Source organism: Pseudooceanicola sp. HF7, assembly GCF_011806405.1.
Classification (GTDB): domain Bacteria; phylum Pseudomonadota; class Alphaproteobacteria; order Rhodobacterales; family Rhodobacteraceae; genus Pseudooceanicola.
The window spans coordinates 52,834-76,480 of sequence record NZ_JAATOW010000023.1 but is presented as its reverse complement, the minus strand read 5'-3'; the positions used below and the strand labels follow the sequence as shown (position 1 = coordinate 76,480).

Genomic DNA, 23,647 nt, shown 5'->3' with positions numbered 1-23,647 from the left:
CATGACCGTGACGAACTTGGCGTGATGATTGTGCCGGTCGGCCCGGCCGGTGCCACTGGAGAGGTCGTCGAGGATCCCGAACTGCTGGGCGCGATCCGCGAAAGGCTGGCCGCGCTGGCCGCTGGGGCCACCGGCAGCTCTACCCGCATCGGGCGGGCGCTGGTCATGGCAGAGCCGCCCTCGCTCCCCGATGGCGAGATGACCGCGAAGGGTAACCTTAACATCCGCAAGGTTCTGACCCGTCGGGCGGACCTGGTGGACCTGCTTTACAAGGGCGGCTCTGCCGTCGTCGAAGTTTGAAGGGCCAGACATGATCGACCTTGAAAAGATCCGCGCGATCGACATCCACACCCATGCGGAAGAGCCCTGCGGCTGCCACGCGGATGACGGCTATGACGACCTGCAGGCGACGATGGCGAAGTACTTTCGCGCGCCCTGGTCCCATCCGCCGACGATCCAGGAAACCGCAGCCCATTACCGGGAACAGAACATCGCCGCGGTGATCTTTCCCGTGGATGCGGAGCGCGAGACCGGCTACCGGCGCTACAAGAACGAAGAGGTCGCGCAGATCGCCGCGGAGAATGCCGATGTGCTGATCCCCTTTGCCTCCATCGACCCCTGGAAGGGCAAGATGGGCGTGCGGGAAGCGCGGCGGATGATGCGTGAGTTCGGCATCAAGGGTTTCAAGTTCCACCCCACCATGCAGGGCTTCTATCCCAATGACCGCATGGCCTATGCGCTTTACGAGGCGATCGAGGCCGAAGGCGGCATCGCGCTGTTCCACACCGGGCAGACCGGCGTTGGCTCCGGCATGCCCGGGGGCAACGGGATGCGGCTGAAGTATTCCAACCCGATGTACATCGACGATGTGGCGGTGGATTTCCCGGACCTGAAGATCATCATGGCCCACCCCTCTTTCCCCTGGCAGGAAGAGGCGCTGGCCGTGGCCCAGCACAAGCCAAATTGCTACATCGACCTCTCCGGCTGGTCGCCCAAGTACTTCCCGGAGATCCTGGTGAAATACTGCAATTCGATCCTGAAGAAGAAGGTTCTGTTCGGCTCTGACTGGCCGATGATCACCCCGGAGCGCTGGCTGTCCGATTTCGAGAAGATCGCGATCAAGGATGAGCTGCGCCCCGATATCATCAAGGGCAATGCGGCCCGGCTTCTGGGCATGGCGTGATGCGGTTTCGGGCCCGGCTTTGCCGGGCCTGAGCCTGTTCGGGTGACGGGGCCGGCAGCCCCCCGAACCGGCCTTTGAAGAAAAATCCTTTTTGCGGTGAAACTCTTCCGGGTGGGGCTCCGTGGGTTCTGGCATAGCGGGTCAGACGGCCCGCCGAACAAAACTCGGAGGATATGATGTTCAAGAAACTTGCCCTGACTGCCGCAATTGCCGCCACTGGAACCGTTGCCATGGCCGCCAACCCCACTGTCGGCGGCGCGCCGATGCTCGCGGAAAAGACCATCGCCGAAAACGCGAGCGCGGCGCCCAACCTGTCCACGCTTGTCGCCGCCGTGAAGGCCGCTGGCCTTGTGGACACGCTGATGAGCGACGGCCCCTTCACCGTCTTCGCCCCCACCGATGGCGCCTTCGGCATGATCTCCGAAGCCTCGCTTCAGCAGCTGCTGATGGAAGAGAACAAGGCCCAGCTGCAAGAGATCCTGACCTGCCACGTGGTCGCGACCGAGGCCTTTTCGACCGATATCGCCGGCATGATCGCGGATGATGGCGGCATGCACGTGGTGCCCACGGTCGGCGGCTGCATGCTGGACGCCTACATGGAAGGCGGAGAGCTGAAGCTGAAGGATGAGAACGGCCGCATCGCCACCGTGACCACGGCGGATGTGGATCAGGCCAACGGCGTGGTGCACGTGATCGACCGCGTCCTGCTGCCGGCTGGCCAGGCGGGCTGAGCGCCTTTCCTCAATGGTGTCGTGTCAGGGCCGTCCTTCGGGGCGGCCCTTTCGCGTCAGCCCAAGGCGCGTTTCATGGCCGGGCGGTCCGAGCGGGCCAGGAAGACGGGCTTCTGGTTGCAGCGGTGACGTTCGACCATCCGGCGGGCCTTGTGCCCGGTGGCCAGCGGGCGGGCCGAACCGGCGTGGGTTTCCGCACCGGTTGCCGCCAGCAGAGCAGACCGGATTTCCGCGCGGTTGCGTGGCGACATGGCCTCCATCGCCTGGGTGCCTGTCAGAAGCGTCTCTGTCGGGGCGCCCTCGGCAAAGACGATCTCATGCCGGTCCAGCAGCAGGTGGTAATATTCAACCGGCCGCGAAGCACCGCAAAGCGTGATGCCGGGCAGGGCGGTCAGCATATGGGCCGCGACCAGCACCTCTTTGAAGCCGAAGACGCGTTCCGCAATGCGCGAGCGGATCAGCATCCTGTGCTGGCGTGAAACGACAAGCGTGCGTTCCGGATAGCCCTCACCCAGGGCGCCGGCCTGGATGCGGACCGGGCGCAGGGTTTCCCGTTGCGCCAGAGCAGAGGGGTGAAAGCGGCTGCCGCCGATCCAGCGGATTGGCTGCGCGCCGTTGTCCTGCGTCGTGACAAGATCCCCGGCGCGCAGTTCCTCCACCCGGCGCAGGCCACGGGGGGTCAGGATCCTTGTCCCCCGCGTGAAGCAGAGCGGGACGGAATCGGTCGGATCGGTGCCGGGCGTCTGGGAGGGGTTCTGCGTCTCCACGCTTTCCGGGGCGACGGGAGAGAAGTTCTTGTCCAGCTCGTCGATGTAGGTCGAAACATCCGTGCCATCGGCGACCGGCGCCGGGCTGTAGAGCCTGCCGGTCATGTCGTTGAGCGGCGGTTCCCCGTCAAAGAGCAGCTGGTCCCCGCCAAGGTTGAGGCCGATCCCCTGGTTCACCGTCGCATCGGCGAATTCGCGGGGGTCGATCAGGCCGTTGCCGTTGTCATCGATGATGCGCAGCGCGGCGCCGTCACTGGGGTCGATGGTTTCCGTGGCCCCATAAAGCGCCATGGTCACCAGCTGGGAATCGCCCTGCACGATGCCGTTTTCGATGATCGTTCGAAATGTCTCTAAAAAACTCGCCATTGTGATCCGCCGCGTTCTGCTGCCCTTGGGGAGCCAGATCCGCGACTAGCCTATTGGTTGAGTTTATAGAGTAATAGTTTTTTCCAGCCGGTAAGTGTTTTGACTAGTCAACTGCGAGGCCGGCTTGCGCCGTCAAGCGCAGGAAAAGGCGGCCAACCGGTCCAATGCCTGTTTCGATGGCGTCAGCTGAGCAGACGGCGGGCGATGACCTGGGCCTGGATTTCCGCAGCCCCTTCGAAGATCGACAGGATGCGCGCGTCGCAAAGCAGGCGCGAGACTGGGTATTCCAGCGCAAATCCGTTGCCGCCGTGGATCTGCAGGGCGTTGTCGGCACAGCTCCAGGCGATCCGGGCTGCCAGCAGCTTGGCCATCCCGGCCTCAAGATCGCAACGGCGGTCGTTGTCCTTTTCCCAGGCGGCAAAATAGGTCAGCTGGCGGGCGACCATGATCTCTACTGCCATCATGGCCAGCTTGCCGGACACGCGTGGGAACTGCATCAGCGGCCCGCCGAAGGCCTTGCGATCCAGGGCATATTGCAGGCCGGCATCCAGGGCGGACTGGGCCACGCCGATGGCACGCGCCGCGGTCTGGATCCGGGCGCTTTCAAAGGTCTGCATCAGTTGCTTGAAGCCCTTGCCCTCTTCGCCGCCCAGCAGGTTCTCACCCTTCACGTGGAAGCCGTCGAAGCCCAGTTCGTATTCCTTCATGCCCCGGTAGCCGAGCACCTCGATCTCACCGCCGGTCATGCCGGGGGTGGGGAAGGGGTCTTCCTCGGTGCCGGGGGTCTTTTCGGCCAGGAACATCGACAGACCACGGTGATCCGTGCTCTCGGCGTCCGTGCGGGCCAGCACTGTCATGACATGGGTGCGGGCAGCGTGGGTGATCCAGGTCTTGTTGCCGGTGATCTTGTAATCGCCATCCGCTCCCTTCACCGCCCGGGTGCGCAGGCTGGCCAGGTCGGAGCCTGTGTTGGGCTCCGTGAAGACGGCCGTTGGCAGGATCTCTCCGGAGGCGAGGCCGGGCAGCCATTTCTCTTTCTGCGCATCGGTGCCACCGCAAAGGATCAGCTCTGCCGCGATCTCAGACCGGGTGCCAAGGGAACCCACGCCGATGTAGCCGCGCGACAGCTCTTCTGAGACCACCACCATGGAGGCCTTGGACATGCCGAGGCCGCCGAAATCCTCCGGGATGGTCAGGCCGAAAACGCCCATTTCCGCCAGCTCGTGGATGACTTCCATCGGGATCAGCTCATCCTTCAGGTGCCAGTCATGGGCATGGGGCGCGATCTTGTCCTGGGCGTAGCGGCTGAACTGATCGCGGATCATCTCAAGCTCTTCGTCCAGGCCGGTGGCGCCGTAGCTGGACAGGCCCTGGCGTTCCACGATCAGCTCTGCCAGGCGGCTGCGGGCGGCCTGGTTGTTGCCCTTCTCGCAGAGGGTCGCCATCGCGGTGTTGGAGGTATGGGCCAGTTGCACCCGGGTCAGGCCCATGTCCTGCGGGCGCAGGATCTCGTTCTGGGACATCGGGATGCCGCCATGGATCTGGGCAAGGTATTCCCCGAAGGCGATCTGGTGGATCAGCCGCTCGATCTCGCCGAACTTCCCTTCGGCAGAAAGTTTCTCTGCCCAGTTCTGCATCTGCTTGAGCGCATAGACATAGGTGGCCAGCCAGGCAAGGCCGTGGGTCGCGCTCTGCTCTGCCTCGACCGCCCGGGCAGAGACGCGGCCATCGCGTTCGACGCGCTGACGGACATCGTCACGGGCCGTCTCAAGCAGGAAATCCACGGGGCCGAGGGCCTCTGCCGTCAGTTCCAGGAGATCGGGAAGAAGTGCCGTCATGCCTGCAGCCTGGTCCAAGCTCAGCTCCTGTCCGTCATGTGCCATGATCATCCTATCCCTTTTTCGCTGCAGCGCCACTTCGCAGTTGCAGCGTAATATATTTACCCAATACAACCTGTCAAATGATCTTTTATTTCGCATCCGTTTTCTCCTGTGGGTTCGGGCGGCCCCGGTGTAAGCAGTTGTGATGGACGCTCTTTTCCCCGATCTCGGCCTGATGGCCCTTGTTGCCTGTTTCGCGGTGGCCCTGCTGGCCGGCGTTGTGAAAGGCATGGTGGGATTCGCCATGCCGATGATCATGGTCTCTGGCCTGGGGCTGATCGTGGGGCCGGAATGGGCGCTGGCCGGGCTGATCCTGCCCACGCTGTGCACCAATGTCTGGCAGGCCTTGCGCCAGGGATGGCGCGGGGCCTGGGCGGCCATCACGCGGTTCCGCGTCTTCCTGTCCGTGGCCTTCCTGGCGCTGATCGTCTCTGCCCAGGCGGTGAACCTGATGCCGGGCTGGCTGATGCAGGCGCTGATCGGCCTGCCGATCCTACTGTTCGCGCTCAGCCAGCTGCTGGGCTATCCACTGCGCCTGGGCTCTCCGCCGCCGCGGCGGGTCGAGGTGGGCGTGGCCCTGCTGGCGGGGCTGGTGGGGGGCTTTTCCGGTGTCTGGGGGCCGCCGACCGTGGCCTATCTGACCGCCATGGAGACCCCCAAGAAGGAGCAGGTGCAGCTTCAGGGCGTGATCTACGGGCTGGGGTCTGTCGCGCTGTTCGGGGCCCATATCGGCTCTGGCGTCCTGCGGGCAGAGACGCTGCCGTTTTCGCTGATCATGGTGCCGGTGGCTCTGGCGGGCATGTGGATCGGCTTCAAGGTGCAGGACCGCATCGACCAGCGCGCCTTCCGCCGGGCGACGCTGGTGGTGCTGCTGGTCGCGGGGATTTCGCTGATCTGGCAGGCGGCGCTGCGCTTTGGCTGAGCCGCCTGTGGGCGGTCAGGAAATGAAGGTGTTTCCGAAGCAGATATCGATGGCGTCCGGCGCTTGCGCGGGGGGGACCACCTGGAAGCTCTGGCGCATCATCAGCGTGTCTTCCTTGTAAAGCTCCATCGACCAGAGGCCGGGCTGGAGCTCTCTATCATATTCGAACTGGAAGCTGCGCACGCCCCAGCCGGTGCCGATATTGGGATCCCAGCTTTGCATGGTCATGTCGCTGGGCCCGTAGGCGGGGTGTTTCACGACCATCCGGTAGCCATCCGCAGGGGTGCCGGGCGCCAAGCGGATCCTGACGCCGAAGGAGATGCCCAGCTGGGCGGGGACCAGGCGGTCATGCACAGCGACGCGCTGGTCGCCTTCCATCAGAAGGATGTAGCCGCTTTCGGTCTGCGGCGCAGGGGCCGTGCCAAGGTTGTCCATCGGGCAGTAGATGCCGGCCTCTTCCATCTGGACGGGCGCGCGGACGAAATCATGCTGGGGGACGGCAGGGGTCTTCACCTCGGCAAGGGCCGGGGGTGCGGCAAGCATGACGCCTGCCATCGCGATCCGAAGTTTCGCGTCGAAAACCATTGCGAACGTAACCTCCCCAGAGTGCGACAGGGGCCGGGGCATTCCTGATCCCGGGCCGGTCGCGGCCGGTTTCCCGGCCTGTGCCTCTGTAGATGCGTCCTTCGGCCCCTTGGGTCAAGCAACGCTTTGTTAAATATGACAACGCCCCGCCGGTCAGGGCGGGGCGTCTGAAGCCTGGTGATCTCTGTTGCGCCCGGGCGGTGCCGGGCCGCAGGGGTCAGCCGATCGCGGCGGCTTTCACGTCTTCATCGATATGCGGCAGGTATTGTTCGAAGTTCTCGGAGAACATCGAGACCAGCTTGGCGGCCTGGGCATCGTATTCGCCCTCGTCCGCCCAGGTCTTGCGCGGGTCCAGCAGCACGTCGGCCACGCCGGGGACGGAGACCGGAACCTCGAAGCCGAAGTTCGGATCCTTGCGGAACTCCGCCTCGTTCAGGGAGCCGTCCAGCGCGGCGGTCAGCAGGGCGCGGGTTGCGCGGATCGGCATCCGCGAGCCGGTGCCGAAGGCGCCGCCGGTCCAGCCGGTGTTCACCAGCCAGCAGGTTGCGCCGTGCTTGGCGATCTTTTCCTGCAGCAGCTTGCCGTAGGCCTCGGGCCGACGCGGCATGAAGGGCGCGCCGAAGCAGGTGGAGAAAGTCGGCAGCGGTTCCACGACACCACGCTCCGTGCCCGGGGTCTTCGAGGTGAAGCCCGACAGGAAGTGGTACATCGCCTGCGCCGGGGTCAGCCGGCTGATCGGCGGCAGCACGCCATAGGCGTCGCAGGTCAGCAAGATGATGTTCTTGGGGTGGCCGCCAAGCGCGGTGTCCGACGCGTTGGAGATATACTCCAGCGGGTAGGCGCAGCGCATGTTCTCTGTCAGCGAGCTGTCCTTGAAGTCGAGGTCATAGGTCTCTTCGTCGAAGACCATGTTCTCGATCACGGTGCCGAACATGGAGCAGGTCGCGTAGATTTCCGGCTCTGCCTCGGCGGAAAGGTTGATCGTCTTGGCGTAGCAGCCGCCTTCGAAGTTGAAGGTGCCGCGATCGGACCAGCCGTGTTCGTCATCCCCGATGAGCACGCGGGAGGGATCGGCAGACAGCGTGGTCTTGCCGGTGCCCGACAGGCCGAAGAAGATCGCCGTGTCCACCGGGTTGCCCTTGGCATGGTTCGCGGAGCAGTGCATCGGCATGACGCCCTTTTCCGGAAGGATGTAGTTGAGCAGGGTGAAGACGGATTTCTTGTTCTCGCCGGCGTATTCGGTGCCGCCGATCAGGATGGTCTTCTTTGCGAAGTTCAGCGCGATCACCGTATCGGAACGGCAGTCGTGCTTTTCGGGATCCGCCTTGAAGCTGGGGCAGTTGATGATGGTGAAATCGGCCACGTAATCCATCAGCGCGTCACGATCGGGACGGCGCAGCAGGTGGCGGATGAAAAGGTTGTGCCAGGCCAGTTCGGAGACCACGCGCACGTTGATCGCATAGGCCGGGTCCGCGCCACCCACGAGGTCCTGGACGAAATAATCCTTGCCCTTCATGTGCGCGAGCATGTCGGCATGGAGCGCATCGAAGCCCTCCGGCGACATTTCGGCATTGTTCTCCCACCAGATGTGATCTGCCACATCCGGCGTATTGACGACATGTTTGTCCTTGGGGGACCGGCCCGTGTATTTGCCCGTCGTGACCAGGAACGTGCCACCCTTGCCAAGCGTACCTTCGTCACGCTTCAGAGCGGCTTCGATCAGTGCGGGCTCCATAAGGTTGTAATAGACATCGCCCAGACCCTCGATGCCTTGATCCTCGAGCCGGAAATGCGGGTTCACCCGTCCAAATGCCATTAGTCAAACTCCTGTAGCCGCTCCGTTTGCGGCAGTCCTCCTTTTCCGGGACGACGCGGTGGGGGCCCGGAACCGGGGCAGTAGGCCTCGATATGGGCGCTCTTAACACGCTTGATCTGACTGTGAACAGCGCGGCCTCGGAGGTTAGCGCAACCATTTTCGGTTTAGCGCAACCACTTGCGGATTGTTGCGCGAAGCGTCTGCGACCAAGGCGGAATTCAGGCCGGGCTAAGACATTTTCGCCACATTGGTTTTAGCGCCAAAACCGATTCGGCGTAAGTCGTTGCCTGCATGGGCGGAAAACCAAATACTGTGGGCAAGCCCTGGGCCTGCGCGCCCCAGAAGGAAGCCCGAGATGCCCAAGATCGCCCTGGTGGACGATGATCGGAATATCCTGACCTCTGTTGCCATGACGCTGGAGGCAGAGGGGTTCGAGGTGGAAACATACTCTGACGGGCCCGCCGCCCTGGCCGCCTTTGACCGGGCAATGCCGGACATGGCCGTGCTGGACATCAAGATGCCGCGCATGGACGGGATGGACCTGTTGCAGCGCCTGCGCCAGAAAAGCCAGATGCCGGTGATCTTCCTGACCTCCAAGGATGATGAGATCGACGAGGTGCTGGGCCTGCGCATGGGGGCGGACGATTACGTGAAGAAGCCCTTCAGTCAGCGCCTTCTGGTGGCCCGCATCCGGTCGCTGCTGCGCCGTGTCGAAGCGGTCGCGGGCGCCGATGTGCCCGAAGGCGAGGACACGCAGGTGCTGGAATGCGGCCCCCTGCGGATGGACCCGCTGCGCCATGTCGTGACCTGGAAGGGCGAGGGGGTCACGCTGACCGTCACGGAATTCATGCTGCTTCACGCGCTGGCCGAACGGCCCGGCTTCGTGAAGACGCGCGACCAGCTGATGGACGTGGCCTATGACGATCAGGTCTACGTGGATGACCGCACCATCGACAGCCACATCAAGCGCTTGCGAAAGAAGCTGCGGGTGGTGGACCCGGATTTTGCGGCGATCGAAACGCTGTATGGTATCGGCTACAAGTATAACGAGGATTAAGCGCGCCTGCGCGAAAGGAACCCAATGCGCAAGGACGTCTCCCTTGCCGGAGCAGAATTGACCGAACCGGGTGACAGGGTGGCGCAGGCGGTGCCGGAAAAAACGCGCGAGAAGACCGGGGCAGGGAAGACCGGGGCAGGCATGAAGGCGGGCGCGGGCATGGGGCCCGGCTCGGGCACTGACCTTGCCGATGATCCGGGGCCGGGGGGGCGCTGGTCGCGTCTGTCCTCCAAGGGGTGGAGGTTGCGCCGCTCGAAGCTGACCTGGAAGATCGTGCTGTTCAACCTGGTGGCGCTGAACATCCTGGCGGCGGGGATCCTGTTCTTCGGCGCGCCCCGTGAAAAGCTGCTTGAGGAACACCGCCGCTCGATCCGGCTGGAGACCCGGCTGATCGCGGAGGTGCTGGGCGCGCGCCTGGCCTCGAGCGGAGAGCTGGATCTTGCGGGGCTGGACCTTCATGCCGGAGAGCTGCTCGCCGTGCTGGGCCGGGACGGAGAGGTCCTGGCGCAGCGACAGACGCGACCGCGAGGCGACGACCCGGCGGGCACGACCGGGCTGACGGACGGTCTGCGCGCCCTGGGCAAGGGGCTTGGCGCGCTCTGGCCCAATGCCACCGCCCAGACAGCACCCGATCCTCTGGCAGAGGCCCGGATCCTGATGGGGGATCTTGCGGCGCGCGGACCGCAGAAAACCCTTTCGAGAGAGACAGAGGGCGGGGTTTTCACAGCACTTGCCCCCATCCTCACGGGAGAGGGGCTGGCGGTGGCGGTCTCTGGTCCCGTTTCCGACGGTGATGCCGCATTTCGGGCCGAACGGGAGCGGATCCTGCGCATTTTTCTGGTCGCGACAGTGGTGTCGATCCTGCTGAGCTTCGTCCTGGCATCGACCATCGCAGGGCCGCTGGCGGAGCTGGTCGCGGCGGTGGAGCTGGGTGTGCGCAACCGCGGGGTGCGCCCGGTGGCGCCGGGGCGTGTGCGCATTCCGGACCTGACGCGGCGCGGAGATGAGATCGGCGATCTCTCCGGCGCGCTTAGGGGCATGGTGGATGCGCTCTACGACCGCATCGATTCAAACGAGCAATTCGCGGCCGATGTGGCCCATGAGGTGAAGAACCCCCTGGCCTCCCTGCGCTCTGCCGTGGGGGCGCTGCGTTTGGCAAAGCGCGCCGATCAGCAGGAAAAGCTGCTGGACGTGATCGACCACGACGTGCGCCGGCTGGACCGGCTGGTCAGCGATATCTCTAACGCATCGCGGCTGGACAGCGAGCTGGTGCGCGAAGAGGAAGAGGAATTCGACCTGCTGGCCCTTGTGCGCCAGCTGGGCGACCACCTGGGGGACCAGGCCTCGGAACGGGGGATCGACCTGTTCACGGACTTGCCGAAGGACGCGATCCGCCTGCGCGGGCTTGAGCCGCGGCTGGCGCAGGTCTTCGTCAACCTGGTGACCAATGCGATCAGCTTCTGCCAGAAGGGGGATGCGATCCGGGTCTGGGTGCGCCGCCGCGAGAACCGGGTTCTGCTGGTGGTCGAAGACACCGGCCCCGGCATCCCGGACGAGGCCCTGTCAAAGATCTTCACCCGCTTCTATTCACACCGCCCGGAGGGGGATTTCGGCAACAACTCCGGCCTGGGGCTGGCGATCAGCAAGCAGATCGTGGAGGCCCATGGCGGCGTTATATGGGCAGAGAACATCCGCCCCACGGATGCCGATGTAACCTCGGCGCCGCTGGGCGCGCGCTTCGTCGTGGGATTGCCGCTGTGAGCGCGCGGCAGGGGCTGCATGCCAGTTGCGTTGCGCTGGATCCGGACCGCGCGGTCCTGATCCTTGGGGCCTCCGGCAGCGGCAAGTCCTCTCTGGCGCTTGAGCTCATGGCGCGGGGCGCGCAGCTGGTCGCGGATGACCGTGTGGACCTGCGCCAGGAGGGCGCGGCGCTCTGGGCCAGCGCGCCGCAGACCATCGTCGGCAAGATTGAGGCACGAGGGGTCGGCATCCTGAACGCCCGCGCCTTGGCGGGCGCGCGGGTCACCCTTTGCGTCGACCTGGACCAGCGCGAAAGTGAACGCCTTCCGCCGCAGCGCAGCAGCTTTTTGCTGGGGGTTTCTTTACCATTGCTTCACAATACTGGCACGGCCGCATTCCCTGCGGCGATTCTGCAATATCTGCGGGAAGGACGATTCGCATAGACACGCCAGGCGTGTGGTCATCCACCTTCCCGTACCTAAAATATCGGCACATATGCCCAACGGACCCGACATGCCCAGCCAGACCGCCCGGCTCGTCCTTGTGACGGGACCGTCCGGTGCCGGCCGCTCCACCGCGATCCGCGTGATGGAGGACCTGGGCTTCGAGGCGATCGACAACCTGCCGCTGTCCCTCTTGCCCCGTCTCCTGGACGGCCCGCCCCTGCGGCGGCCGCTGGTGCTGGGGATCGACACGCGGAACCGGGACTTTTCGACCGTGGCGCTGATGGATTGCCTGGACAGCCTGGGCCAGATGCAGGGCAACCCGGTAGAGCTGCTCTACCTGGATTGCCGCGCTGATGTCCTGTCCCGCCGCTTTTCAGAGACCCGCCGCCGGCATCCGCTGGCCCCGGAAGAGACGCCCGAGGACGGGATCGCACGGGAGTTCGATCTGCTGGGGCCGATCCGGGACCGGGCCGACGTGCTGGTCGATACCTCCGAGATGACGGTTCATGACCTGCGCACCGAGGTCGACCGGCTGTTCGCCGCGCCCGACGGGCGGGGGCTGGCCGTGTCCATCCATTCGTTTTCCTACAAGCGGGGCCTGCCGCGCGGCATCGACATGGTCTTCGATGTGCGCTTCCTGCAGAACCCCTATTGGCAGCCGGAGCTGCGCGGCCTGACGGGCATGGACCCTGCCGTTCAGGCCCATGTGGCCGCGGATCCGCGCTTTACCCCCTTCCTTGAAAAGGTCACGGACCTAACATTGACCCTGCTTCCTGCCTATATTGACGAAGGTAAGGCGCATCTGGCCATCGGCTTCGGTTGTACCGGCGGTCAGCATCGTTCCGTCACTTTGGCCGAAAGGCTGGGCCAGGCCCTTGCGGAGGCAGGCTGGCAAGTGGCAATTAGGCACCGTGAACAGGAACGGCGCAAGGCCAGCGGAGGGGAGGCATGACCTTCGCCCCGCAAGCTGAGGGAAACCCGGCATTGATCGGAATAGTCATCGTGGCCCATGGCGGGCTGGCCAATGAATACAAGGCCGCTGTAGAGCACGTCGTCGGGCTCCAGCCGGGCCTGCGCGCGATTTCCATCGGGGCGACTGTCGACCGTGCGGAAAAGGAACGCGAGATCTGCAAGGCCGCGGACGAGGTGGACCAGGGCCAGGGCGTGGTGGTGGTGACCGACATGTTCGGCGGCTCGCCCAGCAACCTCAGCCTGCTGGCCTGTCGGCCCGATGACCGGCGGATTCTGTATGGCGTCAACCTTCCGGCCTTGATCAAGCTGGCCAAGTCGCGTCATAAGTCTCTGCCGGAGGCTGTTCGCGTCGCCACGGAGGCAGGGCGCAAGTACATCGACAGTCGGAACCTGAGCGGAGGCTGAAGACCATGCGGGACGCCGTGTCGAGGACGTTGACCATCGTCAACGAAAAGGGGCTGCATGCCCGCGCATCGGCGAAATTCGTTGAAGTGGTTGAAGGTTTCGACGCCCAGGCCGAGGTCAGCCGCGACGGCATGTCCACCACCGGCGACAGCATCATGGGGCTTTTGATGTTGGCAGCGGCCAAGGGAAGCTCTATTGAGATCGAAACCTCCGGTCCCGACGCGGAGGCTCTTGCGGATGCGCTGCAAACCCTTGTCTCCAACCGTTTCGGCGAGGACATGTAGCGTGACCCTCTGCCGCTCAGGCTGAAGAACAGTCGGCGGATCCTTGGAACTGAAGCGCCCTTCGCGGGCGTGGAAAACGACAGGTGACGGTCCTTTGGTAGACAGCTCGCAAACCACCCGTGCAGGCCGCGCGAAGAGCGAGCCGGTCACGTACAACAAGTATGACCGCCGTTCGCTGACCTATTCCAACACCTTCGACGACCCCGTGCAGCGCAACTTCATCCGCACAATGGAGTGGATGACGGGCAAGCTGACGATCCTGCGGCTGATCCGCAAGTTCGAGAAACAAGGCGCGCCCCAGGGCCAGGCCTTCTGGAAGGCCTGCCTGGACGTGATGGGTATTCCCGTCGAGACCCCGCAGGCCCAGCTGGAACGTATCCCGCTGGATGGCCCCGTCGTGGTGGTGGCCAACCACCCCCATGGCATGGTCGACGGCATGATCCTGGCAGAGCTGATCGGCCGCCGCCGCCTGGATTACAAGATCCTGACGCGGTCTGTTCTGACCGGCATCGACGAGGTCGCCTCCAGCTACATGATCCCGGTGCCCTTCCCGCATGACCCCGAAGCACAGCGCAAGATGGTCGAGATGCGGGCCAAGGCCATGGCCCACCTCAAGGAGGGCGGCATCGTGGCGCTCTTCCCCTCTGGCGTGGTGGCAGCGTCCAAGACGATGTTCGGCCCCGCGATCGAGGCCGAGTGGAACGTCTTCACCGGCCAGATGATCCGCCGCTCCGGCGCGCGGGTCGTGCCGATCCACTTCACCGGGGCCAATTCGCGCTGGTACCAGATGGCCAACCGGGTCTCTGCCACCCTGCGCCAGGGCCTGCTGCTGCATGAGATCGTGCACAGCCTGAACGCGCCCCAGGCGCCGATTATCGGCCATCCTGTTGGCGATGAGGCGATGGAACGGCTGAAGTCCGATCCGCGCGGCTTCATGGCCTGGCTGCGTGAGCATACGCTGGGCCTTCAGGCCTGAGGGCCTTTCCCGCAGTATCCTAGCTGAAGAGCGCACCGCCTGGGCGGCCTTGCCGGGTTTTTTCCGATAGACAGACACGCGCCTGCGTGCCCGGGCCAATTGACCCGGTGCCGTTTGCTTTTACTGGCGGCGCAGCAGGCGGAAGGCCTCTGACGCGAGCCAGCCGGAGAGCACCGCGATGAAGATCGCCATGATCGCATAGGCCCAGGCATGATCGTTGGCCAGCGTGTACAGCCATTGTTCCAGCCCGACCTTACCGACCTTCAGGGCAGTGGTGTAGTTGCTGACAACAGCGCCCTCGCGGGTCAGGTAGACATCGACCTCGTAAATCCCGACGGTCAGGTTCGAGGGCAGGGCGACACGGGTGCTGAACAGGGTCTGCTCATCAAAGCGCACGCTGTCTTCAAGCAGCTGGAAGGTGCCGTCGGCTTCCTTGATGCGGATCAGCGCGTTGACGAAATTGTCCTCGTCCGTGACGTTCTCATCCGAGATCACGGCGCGGATGGCCCGCGGGATGGAGACCCGGTGGCGCAGGTCCTCTGTCGCGCTCAGGCTGTCGGCAAGCGGGCTGGAGGTCGCCACGGCGTAGAAGCTGGGCGCGGAGCGGATGATCACCTTGTCGGTGTTGACCCAGATCCCGGCCACACGGTCCTTGCGCAGCACCGTCACCGGCTTGATGGGCCCCTGGACAGAGACGATCACCTCAAGCGGCTCGGGCGAGGGCGGGCCGGCGCGCTTGATCGCTCCGAAGATCAGGATCTCTGACCCGTTGAAATCCGTGGTGATGGAGACGCGGTTCTGGCTCAGCCCCAGCACGACCTCTTCATCTTGGGCCCGCGCCGTCAGCGGCAGGAGCAGCAGCACCAGGCAGAGGCTGGCAAGGCAGAGGGCCGTCCGGCAGAGGGGCGCGAGGCGGCTCATTTCAGCTCCTCCACCGCGTAGATCTCGGCCGGGCGCAGGAAGAGGTCCAGCGCCAGCTTGCCGCAGACCGCCAGCACCAGGATGGCCAGCAGGATGCGCAGCTGCTCTGCCTTCAGCTTGGCGCCGATGCGGGTGCCGAACTGGGCCCCGATCACCCCGCCAAGCAGCAGGAACAGCGCCAGCGCCACGTCGACCGTCTGGAAGGTGACCGCGTGAAGGAAGGTGGTGAAGGCCGCCACGAAGATGATCTGGAACAGCGAGGTCCCGATCACCACCTTGGTGGGCATGTGCAGGATGTAGATCATGGCGGGCACCATGATGAAGCCGCCCCCCACGCCCATGATGGCCGAGAGCACGCCGACGGCGAAGCCCACCAGCAGCGGCGGAATGACAGAGATATACAGGCCCGAGGTCCGGAAGCGCATCTTGAAGGGCAGGATATGCACCCAGCCCCGCTGGCTGCGCTTCTTGACGGGCACGGATTTGCCGGCGCGGCGGATGGCGTTGATGCTTTCCACGAACATCAGCGCGCCGATGGCGCCCAGGAAGACCACGTAGCAAAGGTTCACCAGCAGATCGACCTGGCCCAGTTGCTTCAGCCAGTTGAAGACGGCCACGCCAAGCGCGGCCCCCAGTATGCCGCCGATCTGCAATATCCCTCCCATCTTGAGGTCGACGTTCTTTCGCTTGAGATGCGCGAAAAGCCCGGAGACGGAGGAAGCGACGATCTGGTTGGCAGAGGTGGCCACGGCGACGGCCGGCGGGATGCCGATGAAGAAGAGCAGGGGCGTGATCAGGAAGCCTCCGCCGACGCCGAACATGCCGGAAAGGATTCCGACAAGACCGCCCAGCCCCAGAAGGAGGAAGGCATTGACCGAAACCTCGGCGATCGGGAGATAGATCTGCATATCTTTTCCTAGCCGTTCGTCTGTTACCGGGCAATGAAATGCTGCCGCTGACCTGCCCCACCGGCAGTATTTGTCCGGAGCGGAGCGGTCCATGCAAAAAGCCCGCGCGGCAGGGCCGGCGGGCTTTCAGATGCGCAACTGCGGCTTTTCGGCTTCTAACGTTCCTTGACGTAGGGCTGTCCGCCGGCGCGGGGCGGCACGGCGGCCCCTACGAAGCCGGCCAGGATGATGATGGTCAGGATGTAGGGCAGGGCGGACATGAACTGCACCGGGATGACCATGAAGCCCAGGTCGATGTTCTGGTAGCGCAGCGCCACGGCCTGCAGCAGCCCGAAGAGCATAGTGGCCGACAGCGCGTACCAGGGCCGCCACTTGGCAAAGATCAGCGCTGCCAGGGCGATGTAGCCCCGGCCTGCGGTCATCTCGCGGACGAAGCCGGCTTGCAGCGCGGTGGCCAGGTAGCTGCCCGCCAGCCCGCAGAGCACGCCCGCGATCAGGATCGCGCTGTAGCGCAGCCGCACCACGGAAATCCCGGCGGTGTCCACGGCGGCGGGGTTTTCCCCCACGGCGCGCAGGCGCAGGCCGAAGCGGGTGCGGTAGAGCACCCACCAGGTCACCGGCACCATCAGGAAGGCGACATAGACCAGCACCGAATGGCCGGAGATCAGGTCGTAATAGATCGGCCCGATGACGGGAACGTCGCGCAGCGCCTCTGCGAAGGGCAGGGTGATGTCATGGAACCGCACGTCGCCAAGCGCGGGGGTCCGGCCGCCCTGCTGGAACCAGCTTTGCGCCACCAGGACCGTCAGCCCCGAGGCGAGGAAGTTCAGTGCCACCCCGGAAATCAGCTGGTTGCCCCGGAAGGTGATGGAGGCCAGCCCGTGGATCAGCGAGAAGATGATGGAGGCGACGATGCCGGCCAGCAGCCCGACCCAGACGGAACCGGAATAATAGGCCATGGAGGCAGAGAAGAAGGCGGCGGCAAGGGCCTTGCCCTCAAGCCCGATGTCGACGATCCCAGCGCGTTCGGAAAACAGCCCCGCTAGGCACATCAGCAGCAGGGGCGTGCCCAGGCGGACAGTCGAATCGAGGACCTGGAGGAGGGTAGCGAAATCCATGGATCAGTTCTCCGATACGGCAATTTTCCAGGCGGCAAAGCAGAAGAAGGTGCCGAGCGCGCCTTCGATCCAGCGACGGCCGGCCACATAGGCGGAACGGACCGGAGCGGCCGAAAGCAGCAGCGCCCAGGCCGCGTGACAGACGAAGGACATGGCGAAAGCGCCGGTGAAGAAGACGGCATAGGTCAGCGGACCTGCGCCCTCGGTTGCGCCGATGGCGGCGATGGCCAGCCAGAAGGCGATGGCCTTGGGGTTGGTGGCCTGCATGAGCCAGCCGGCGGCAAACAGACGGGCAGAGCCGCCGGGCAGGGCGGCGGGGGTCAGCGCGGGCGGATGCGCCGCGCGGCGGAAGGCCCCGTAGGCCAGCCACAGCAGGTAGGCGGCCCCGGCGATGCGCAGCACCTCCATCGCCCAGGCGGCCTGGGCCAGCAGCAGGCCGACGCCCAGCATGGTCAGAAGGTTGATGGTGGTGGAGCCGAAGGCGATGCCGGTGGTGGCCGTCAGGGCCGCGCCGCGCCCGCGTGTGGCGCTGATGCCCAGCAGGAAGGCCACGGCCGGACCGGGAGAGATCGCCGCCACCAGCAGGATCGAATAGGCCGCAAGGATGCGCGGCAGATGGGCGATGAGATCTTCCATCAGCCCTCCTTCCGGCGCAGGGCGATGAAGACGCGCTCCAGCGGCCAGCGCACCATGTTGTCCAGCGCCCCGGTGAACAGGATCACCAGCGCTTGGATCACCACGATCAGCTCACGCGGGATGGAGGTCCAGAGGGCCAGTTCCGCCCCGCCCTGGTAGAGGAAGCCGAACAGCAGGGAGGCCAGCAGCACGCCGAAGGGGTGGTTGCGCCCCATCAGCGCCACGGCGATCCCGATGAAGCCCGCGCCTTCGGCGGAGTTCAGGATCAGGCGCTCTGCCTCGCCCTGGGTGGTGTTGATGCCCATCATCCCGGCCAGCGCGCCGGAGATCAGCATGGCGATCACGATGATCCGGAAGGGAGAGATCCCGGCGTATTTCGCGCCGCTTTCCGAATGCCCCTGCGAGCGGATCTCATAGCCCAGCTTGGTGCGCCAGATCAGCAGCCAGACCAGCAGGCAGGCGATGAGCGCCAGGAAGAAGGTGATATTGGCCGGTGAGCCACGGAACAGGATGTTGTCCGCGCTGGAGAACATCGACTGGAAGGTGGGCAGCTGCGTGGCCTCGGGGAAGGTGGCAGAGGCGGGCTCCATCGCGCCGACGGGCTTGAGCTTGTTCACCAGCAGGTAGTTCAGCAGCGCGGAGGCGATGAAGTTGAACATGATCGTGGTGATCACGATGTGGCTGCCGCGCGCCGCCTGGAGGTAGGCCGGGATAAAGGCCCAGGCCGCCCCGAAAAGACCCGCCGCCACGGTCGACCCGATAAGGGCCATGGACCAGTGCGGCCAGGGGATGAACAGGCAGCAGAGCGCCACGCCGAGCGAGCCGATGACCGCCTGGCCTTCGCCGCCGATGTTGAAGAGCTTGGCGTGGAAGGCGACGGAGACTGCGAGGCCGGTGAAGATGAAGTTGGTGGCGTAATACAGCGTGTAGCCCCAGCCGGCAGAGCGCATCAGCGCGCCGTCCACCATCAGGGTGAAGGCCTCTACCGGGTCTTCGCCGATCGCCAGGATCGCGATGGCCGAGAGCACGGCGGCCAGGAAGAGCGAGATCAGGGGAATCAGGACCACATCGGCCCAGGCCGGCATCTTATCCATTCTGTTTGTCCCCTTGCTTTGCCGTCATGTTTTCTTCCACGGCCTTCCAGTCTTCCTTGCCGGGATCCCCGGCGATACCTGCCATCAGCAGGCCCAGTTCGCGTTCGTCTGTTTCCGCGGGATTGCGGAAGCCCATGATCTGGCCGTCGAACATGACGGCGATCCGGTCAGAGAGCGACATGATCTCGTCCAGCTCGACAGAGACCAGCAGGATCGCCTTGCCAAGGTCGCGCAGGCGCACGATTTCCTGGTGGATGAATTCGATCGCGCCGATGTCCACGCCGCGCGTAGGCTGGCCCACCAGCAGCAGGTCGGGGTTGCGCTCGATCTCCCGCGCCAGGACGATCTTCTGCTGGTTCCCGCCAGAGAAGCTTTTCGCAGAAAGGTTCGGATCCGGGGGGCGCACGTCGAAGCGTTCCATGGCGCCTGCGGCTTCCTTCTGGATCAGCGCGTTGTTCATCAGCGGGCCGCTTTGCCATTTCGGGTCGCGGTGATAGCCGAAAACGGAGTTCTCCCAGGCAGCGAAATCCATGATCAGGCCTTCGCGCTGGCGGTCTTCGGGCACATGGGCGATCAGCGCCTCGCGCCGGGCCGCCCCGTCAGAGCCGCTGCCAGACAGGGCGATGGGCGCGCCGTTCATGGTGATCTCGCCGGTGCCTTCCATGATGCCGCCCAGCACATGCATCACCTCTGACTGGCCGTTGCCGGCCACGCCGGCGATGCCAAGGATCTCTCCGGCGCGGATGTCGAAGGAGACGCCCTTGACCCGTTCCACGCCCTTGTCGTCCGTGACCCGCAGGTCCTTGACCGACAGGACGGTCTTGCCGGGGGTCGCGGGCACCTTGTCCACGCGCAGCAGCACCTTGCGGCCCACCATCAGCTCTGCCAGCTGTTCGGGGCTGGTTTCCGCTGTCTTCACCGTCGCGGTCATCTCACCACGCCGCATGACGGAGACGGTATCGGTGATCTCCATGATCTCACGCAGCTTGTGGGTGATCAGGATGACGGTCTTGCCCTCCTTGCGGAGGTTGTCGAGGATCCGGAACAGGTGGTCGGCCTCTGCCGGGGTCAGCACCCCGGTGGGCTCGTCCAGGATCAGGATGTTGGCTTCGCGGTAGAGCGCCTTGAGGATCTCGACCCGCTGCTGGTGCCCGACCGATAGCGCCTCGATCAGCGCATCGGGGTCGACGTGCATCTCGTATTCTTCCGCAAGCTGTTTCAGGGACTTGCGAGCCTTGGAAATGGAGGGGCGCAGGAAGGCGCCGTCTTCGGCCCCCAGGATCACGTTCTCCACGACCGAGAAGTTCTCCACCAGCTTGAAGTGCTGGAAGACCATGCCGATCCCGGCGGCAATGGCATCCTGGCTGTCATGGATCGCGGTCTTGCGGCCGTTGATCCAGATCTCGCCGGCGTCGGCCTTGTAGAAGCCGTAGAGGATGGACATGAGGGTCGACTTGCCCGCCCCGTTCTCACCGATGATGCCGTGGATGGTTCCCGGCATGACGCGAATCGAGATGTCCTTGTTCGCCTGGACCGGACCGAAGGCCTTGGAGATTCCCTTCAGTTCGATGGCGGGGGCGGTATCTGTCATGGATGGCGTTCCGTGGATACGAATGTTCTTGGGGACAATGGCTTATGCGCCAATGGCGGAGAGGGTCAAACAGAAACAGGGACCGCGCGCCACGCTGTCCCTGCGCAGGAAGTGACCCCTGGTTGGTTGACCCCCTGGAAGGGCAGGCGGGGCCCTAAGGCCCCGCCGTTCCGGATCAGAAGTTCAGAGCCGGGCAGGAATCGTCGGAGGTGTAATCATGCACCGACAGCTCACCGGATTCGATCTCTGCCGCTGCGGCGTAGACTTCCGAAAGGGTGGTGAAGGGGATCAGCTGCTCGTTGAAGCCATCCAGCGCGAAGCCGACGCCGCGGTTGGACAAGTCCTTGACGACCGCACCGGTTTCCAGGTCATCGCCGGCGACCATGGCGTCATAGACGGCGTTGTCCACGCGCTTGAGCATGGAGGTCAGCACGGAGCCCGGGTGCAGGTAGTTCTGGTTGCTGTCCACGCCGATGGAGTAGACGCCCTGGTCCGCTGCGGTCTGCAGGGAGCCGAGGCCGGAAGCGCCGGCTGCGGCGAAGATCACGTCGGAGCCTTGCGAGATCTGGGCCGAGGCGAGCTCAGAGCCCTTCACGCTGTCGGTCCAGGCGGTCGGATCGGTGCCGACCATGTTGGAGATGACGGTGATATCCTCGTTCACGGCCTTGGCGCCCTGGGCGTAGCCGCAGGCGAACTTGCGGATCAGCGGGATGTCCATGCCGCCCACGAAGGAAACGGTGCCGGTTTCAGAGGCCAGGCCCGCGATCATGCCGACCAGGTAGGAGCCTTCATGTTCGGAGAAGCCCACGGAAAGCACGTTGGGGTTGGCTTCCGGGTCGACCCAGCCGTCGATGGTGACGAACTTGGTTTCCGGATAATCGGCCGCGATGTTCGCGATCGGGGTGGAGAAGGAGAAGCCGGTGGTGATGACCGGGCTGAAGCCCTGCTCTGCGAAGCGACGCAGCGCCTGTTCACGCTGGGCTTCGGATGTCAGCTCGATGTCCTTGAACTCGCCGCCGGTTTCGGCCGCCCAGCGGGACGCGCCGACGAAGGCCGCTTCGTTGAACGACTTGTCGAACTTGCCGCCCAGGTCATAGATCAGCGCGGGTTCCGCGGCAGCCATGCCGGCGGTCAGGGCCAGCGCGGCGGCGGAGGCACTCAGAAATTTGGTAGTGAGGGTCATTCGTCTCTCCCAGTTGCTCGGCCGGTTTTTTCGCCCGCGGCCTTCATGCTTTCGGATCGGGGTAGTTTAGGGCAAAGCGCCTTGCGGTGGTCAATAGCGTTCATTGACCAATTGGTAGAGAATTACCTTCCGTCCCGCAGGGTCACCCAAGTTGTTTGCACATGATTTCAGCGTCGATCAAGCCACCATCGGGTGTGCGGTAATACCGCGGGCGCCGTCCGGCGGTGATATAACCGGCCCCGGTATAGAGCGCGCGGGCGGCCAGATTGTCTGCCGCGACCTCCAGAAAAGCGGATTCGGCCCCTTTCTCAAAGGCCTGGCGGGCGAAATCGGCCAGGAGCGCCAGCCCGATTCCCTGCCGCCGGGCGGCGGGATCGACGGCGATTGTCAGCACTTCGGCCTCATCCAGCACGCAGCGCCCCAGGAGGATGCCCTGGGGGCGGGTGATGAGAAAAGAGGCGTCTTCGCCAAGCAGAGAGGCAAATTCATCCGCGCTCCAGGGGCGGGGCGTGATGAAACAGGCGGCATGGAGCCGGGCCAGGGACTGCGGAGTCCAGTCGCTCACGGGATGATCCGGGGCGGGGCATCGCGGGGCGGCGCGGCATCGGCGGGACGCAGGTAGAAGGGGGCCGGCGCGGGGGCGTCGCCTTGCCGGGTGGCGGCGACGCGGGCGATGGCCGGCGCGGGGTTCTGCGCGCCCTCTGCGGCGCCCAGCAGCGCCATGCCGGGCCGGGTGAGGTCAGGCGGAATGTTCCCCGCGGGGAAGAGTTGCGCTGCCCCCGGGCCCTCGTGGGTCCAGAGCTGGCCATAGAGCTGGTCGCGCGGGGCGGGCAGGGTTGCCAGCGCCGGACGGGGCGCATCAAGGACCAGGCTTTCAAAGCCGGTGACGCCGATCGCCGGGATGCCGAGGCCAAGCGCCAGCCCGCGTGCCAGCGAGACGGAGATGCGCAGCCCGGTGAAGTTTCCCGGCCCCGTCCCCACCGCCAGCGCGGTCAGGTCGGCCCAGGTCATGCCCGCATCGGCCAGCATCCCTTCAAGCAGGGGAACCAAGTGTTCGGCCTGACCTTTGGCCATGGAATCAAAGCGTTGGTCAAGGATCTCTGCCCCGGAAAGCAGCGCGGCGGCGCACCAGTGGCCGGAGGTGTCAAAGGCCAGGATCCGGGGAGTGTTCATCCGTCACAGCTTTCCGAAATGCCCTGACGGGCCTTTGTTCTTGGCCCTGCCGTTCAGATCCCGAAGACCGCAAACGGGGCAGGGGAGCTTGGGCAGGGGCCCGGAATGACACCGGCCCGCAAGCGGGCCGGAGAGGGTCTTTGCGATGTCTCAGGCGGAGGCGTCAGACCGCGACGGGGCGGACTTCCGTCACCTCGGGGATGTAGTGGCGCAGCAGGTTCTCGATCCCCATCTTCAGCGTCAGCGTGGAAGAGGGGCAGCCGGCGCAGGCGCCCTGCATGTAGAGGTAGACGATGCCGCGATCAAAGCCGTGGAAGGTGATGTCACCGCCATCCTGGGCCACGGCGGGACGCACGCGGGTATCAAGCAACTCCTTGATTTGCGTCACGATTGCGCCGTCGGGGCCGTCGTGATCCGCATGGCCGGAGGCCGGGGCGGGCCCGCCTTCTTCCATGACCGGGGCACCGGACTGGAAGTGTTCCATGATCGCGCCCAGCAGGGCCGGTTTCAGGTGGTCCCATTCGATCGAATCCGCCTTGGTGACGGTGACGAAATCGGTGCCGAAGAAGACGCCGGTCACACCGTCCACGGAGAACAACCGCTTGGCCAGCGGGGATTTTTCACCCGCGTCGGGGGTGGGGAAATCCGCGGTGCCGGCGTCCAGCACGGTCTGGCCGGGCAGGAACTTGAGCGTTGCGGGGTTCGGAGTGGATTCGGTCTGGATGAACATCTGCGGACCCTTTCTGTCTGGCCTCCGATATGCGCTTTCGCAGCCAATCTGTCAAGAATTGGAACGATTCTAAATCAGGCCGTCGGTATCGCGTCTGTAATACATCGGTATCACGTCGGTATTACGTCGGTGCGCAGCGCGCGACAGGTTAAGGGCGCATTAA

The 23,647-nt window shown here is 64.8% G+C and carries 24 protein-coding genes and 1 pseudogene; 11 read left to right on the top strand and 14 right to left on the bottom strand.

What is annotated here, in order from left to right:
- The 3 genes and pseudogenes from HCZ97_RS13845 to HCZ97_RS13835 all read left to right on the top strand — a co-directional run.
- Positions 1-300, top strand: a pseudogene (locus tag HCZ97_RS13845) (feruloyl-CoA synthetase); the annotation flags it as partial.
- Positions 301-310: 10 nt separating this feature from the next.
- Positions 311-1,183 (top strand): amidohydrolase family protein, encoded by an 873-nt coding sequence (locus tag HCZ97_RS13840; protein ID WP_167689306.1) that lies wholly within the window; start codon positions 311-313, stop codon positions 1,181-1,183.
- 176 nt (positions 1,184-1,359) lie between these two features.
- Positions 1,360-1,914 carry a fasciclin domain-containing protein gene (locus tag HCZ97_RS13835; RefSeq protein ID WP_167689305.1) on the top strand — a complete coding sequence of 185 codons (555 nt, stop codon included), beginning with the start codon at positions 1,360-1,362 and terminating at the stop codon, positions 1,912-1,914.
- A gap of 56 nt (positions 1,915-1,970) precedes the next feature.
- On the opposite strand, the gene HCZ97_RS13830 is transcribed toward HCZ97_RS13835, so the two are convergent.
- Both HCZ97_RS13830 and HCZ97_RS13825 read right to left on the bottom strand, forming a co-directional pair.
- Positions 1,971-3,047 carry a Hint domain-containing protein gene (locus HCZ97_RS13830; protein ID WP_167689304.1) on the bottom strand — a complete coding sequence of 359 codons (1,077 nt, stop codon included), beginning with the start codon at positions 3,045-3,047 and terminating at the stop codon, positions 1,971-1,973.
- 182 nt (positions 3,048-3,229) lie between these two features.
- Positions 3,230-4,930, bottom strand: a complete 1,701-nt coding sequence (locus tag HCZ97_RS13825; protein ID WP_167689303.1) for an acyl-CoA dehydrogenase family protein — start codon at positions 4,928-4,930, stop codon at positions 3,230-3,232.
- Between the two features lie 142 nt (positions 4,931-5,072).
- Here HCZ97_RS13825 and HCZ97_RS13820 point away from each other — a divergent pair, with 142 nt between their 5' ends.
- Positions 5,073-5,849 (top strand): sulfite exporter TauE/SafE family protein, encoded by a 777-nt coding sequence (locus tag HCZ97_RS13820; protein WP_167689302.1) that lies wholly within the window; start codon positions 5,073-5,075, stop codon positions 5,847-5,849.
- A 15-nt stretch (positions 5,850-5,864) separates the two neighbouring features.
- Here the strand turns inward: HCZ97_RS13820 and HCZ97_RS13815 are convergent, their stop codons facing one another.
- Together HCZ97_RS13815 and HCZ97_RS13810 are read right to left on the bottom strand one after the other, a co-directional pair.
- Entirely contained in the window at positions 5,865-6,392 is a 528-nt protein-coding gene (locus tag HCZ97_RS13815; protein ID WP_167689301.1) for a DUF3859 domain-containing protein, read from the bottom strand.
- A gap of 259 nt (positions 6,393-6,651) precedes the next feature.
- The gene (locus HCZ97_RS13810; protein ID WP_167689300.1) at positions 6,652-8,250 is read right to left on the bottom strand and encodes a phosphoenolpyruvate carboxykinase; all 1,599 of its coding nucleotides are present in this window, start codon (positions 8,248-8,250) and stop codon (positions 6,652-6,654) included.
- A 355-nt stretch (positions 8,251-8,605) separates the two neighbouring features.
- On the opposite strand from HCZ97_RS13810, the gene HCZ97_RS13805 reads away from it, so the two are divergent.
- The 7 genes from HCZ97_RS13805 (at position 8,606) to HCZ97_RS13775 (ending at position 14,130) form a co-directional block, all read left to right on the top strand.
- Entirely contained in the window at positions 8,606-9,307 is a 702-nt protein-coding gene (locus tag HCZ97_RS13805) for a response regulator transcription factor (protein ID WP_167689299.1), read from the top strand.
- Positions 9,308-9,331: 24 nt separating this feature from the next.
- On the top strand, positions 9,332-11,068 hold the full coding sequence (locus HCZ97_RS13800) for an ATP-binding protein (RefSeq protein ID WP_254871534.1): 1,737 nt from the start codon (positions 9,332-9,334) through the stop codon (positions 11,066-11,068).
- Positions 11,065-11,490, top strand: a complete 426-nt coding sequence (locus tag HCZ97_RS13795) for an HPr kinase/phosphorylase (RefSeq protein ID WP_368484377.1) — start codon at positions 11,065-11,067, stop codon at positions 11,488-11,490. The genes HCZ97_RS13800 and HCZ97_RS13795 overlap by 4 nt, the downstream gene beginning before the upstream one ends.
- 70 nt (positions 11,491-11,560) lie before the next feature.
- Positions 11,561-12,445 carry an RNase adapter RapZ gene (gene rapZ / locus HCZ97_RS13790; protein WP_254871533.1) on the top strand — a complete coding sequence of 295 codons (885 nt, stop codon included), beginning with the start codon at positions 11,561-11,563 and terminating at the stop codon, positions 12,443-12,445.
- A 32-nt stretch (positions 12,446-12,477) separates the two neighbouring features.
- Positions 12,478-12,870, top strand: a complete 393-nt coding sequence (locus tag HCZ97_RS13785; protein WP_167689296.1) for a PTS sugar transporter subunit IIA — start codon at positions 12,478-12,480, stop codon at positions 12,868-12,870.
- A 5-nt stretch (positions 12,871-12,875) separates the two neighbouring features.
- Positions 12,876-13,154: an HPr family phosphocarrier protein gene (locus tag HCZ97_RS13780; protein WP_167689295.1), complete on the top strand. Its 279-nt coding sequence runs from the start codon at positions 12,876-12,878 to the stop codon at positions 13,152-13,154.
- Positions 13,155-13,248: 94 nt separating this feature from the next.
- Positions 13,249-14,130 carry a lysophospholipid acyltransferase family protein gene (locus HCZ97_RS13775; RefSeq protein ID WP_167689294.1) on the top strand — a complete coding sequence of 294 codons (882 nt, stop codon included), beginning with the start codon at positions 13,249-13,251 and terminating at the stop codon, positions 14,128-14,130.
- A 120-nt stretch (positions 14,131-14,250) separates the two neighbouring features.
- On the opposite strand, the gene HCZ97_RS13770 is transcribed toward HCZ97_RS13775, so the two are convergent.
- From HCZ97_RS13770 to HCZ97_RS13725, 10 genes are all read right to left on the bottom strand, one after another.
- Positions 14,251-15,051 (bottom strand): TIGR02186 family protein, encoded by an 801-nt coding sequence (locus HCZ97_RS13770; RefSeq protein ID WP_167689293.1) that lies wholly within the window; start codon positions 15,049-15,051, stop codon positions 14,251-14,253.
- Entirely contained in the window at positions 15,048-15,959 is a 912-nt protein-coding gene (locus HCZ97_RS13765; protein WP_167689292.1) for a sulfite exporter TauE/SafE family protein, read from the bottom strand. Before HCZ97_RS13765 ends, HCZ97_RS13770 begins: the two co-directional genes overlap by 4 nt.
- Before the next feature lie 155 nt (positions 15,960-16,114).
- Positions 16,115-17,077: an ABC transporter permease gene (locus tag HCZ97_RS13760; protein WP_167689291.1), complete on the bottom strand. Its 963-nt coding sequence runs from the start codon at positions 17,075-17,077 to the stop codon at positions 16,115-16,117.
- A gap of 3 nt (positions 17,078-17,080) precedes the next feature.
- Positions 17,081-17,713, bottom strand: coding sequence for a LysE family translocator (locus tag HCZ97_RS13755; RefSeq protein WP_167689290.1), 633 nt, complete (start codon positions 17,711-17,713; stop codon positions 17,081-17,083).
- On the bottom strand, positions 17,713-18,807 hold the full coding sequence (locus tag HCZ97_RS13750) for an ABC transporter permease (RefSeq protein ID WP_167689289.1): 1,095 nt from the start codon (positions 18,805-18,807) through the stop codon (positions 17,713-17,715). Before HCZ97_RS13750 ends, HCZ97_RS13755 begins: the two co-directional genes overlap by 1 nt.
- Entirely contained in the window at positions 18,800-20,398 is a 1,599-nt protein-coding gene (locus HCZ97_RS13745) for an ABC transporter ATP-binding protein (protein ID WP_167689288.1), read from the bottom strand. Before HCZ97_RS13745 ends, HCZ97_RS13750 begins: the two co-directional genes overlap by 8 nt.
- A 175-nt stretch (positions 20,399-20,573) precedes the next feature.
- On the bottom strand, positions 20,574-21,581 hold the full coding sequence (locus HCZ97_RS13740; protein ID WP_167689287.1) for a BMP family protein: 1,008 nt from the start codon (positions 21,579-21,581) through the stop codon (positions 20,574-20,576).
- Positions 21,582-21,723: 142 nt separating this feature from the next.
- On the bottom strand, positions 21,724-22,146 hold the full coding sequence (locus HCZ97_RS13735; protein WP_167689286.1) for a GNAT family N-acetyltransferase: 423 nt from the start codon (positions 22,144-22,146) through the stop codon (positions 21,724-21,726).
- Complete coding sequence (gene tsaB / locus HCZ97_RS13730; protein WP_167689285.1) at positions 22,143-22,754, bottom strand: tRNA (adenosine(37)-N6)-threonylcarbamoyltransferase complex dimerization subunit type 1 TsaB; 612 nt, start codon at positions 22,752-22,754, stop codon at positions 22,143-22,145. The genes HCZ97_RS13735 and tsaB overlap by 4 nt, the downstream gene beginning before the upstream one ends.
- A gap of 163 nt (positions 22,755-22,917) precedes the next feature.
- The gene (locus HCZ97_RS13725) at positions 22,918-23,484 is read right to left on the bottom strand and encodes a NifU family protein (protein ID WP_167689284.1); all 567 of its coding nucleotides are present in this window, start codon (positions 23,482-23,484) and stop codon (positions 22,918-22,920) included.
- Positions 23,485-23,647: the final 163 nt, after the last annotated feature.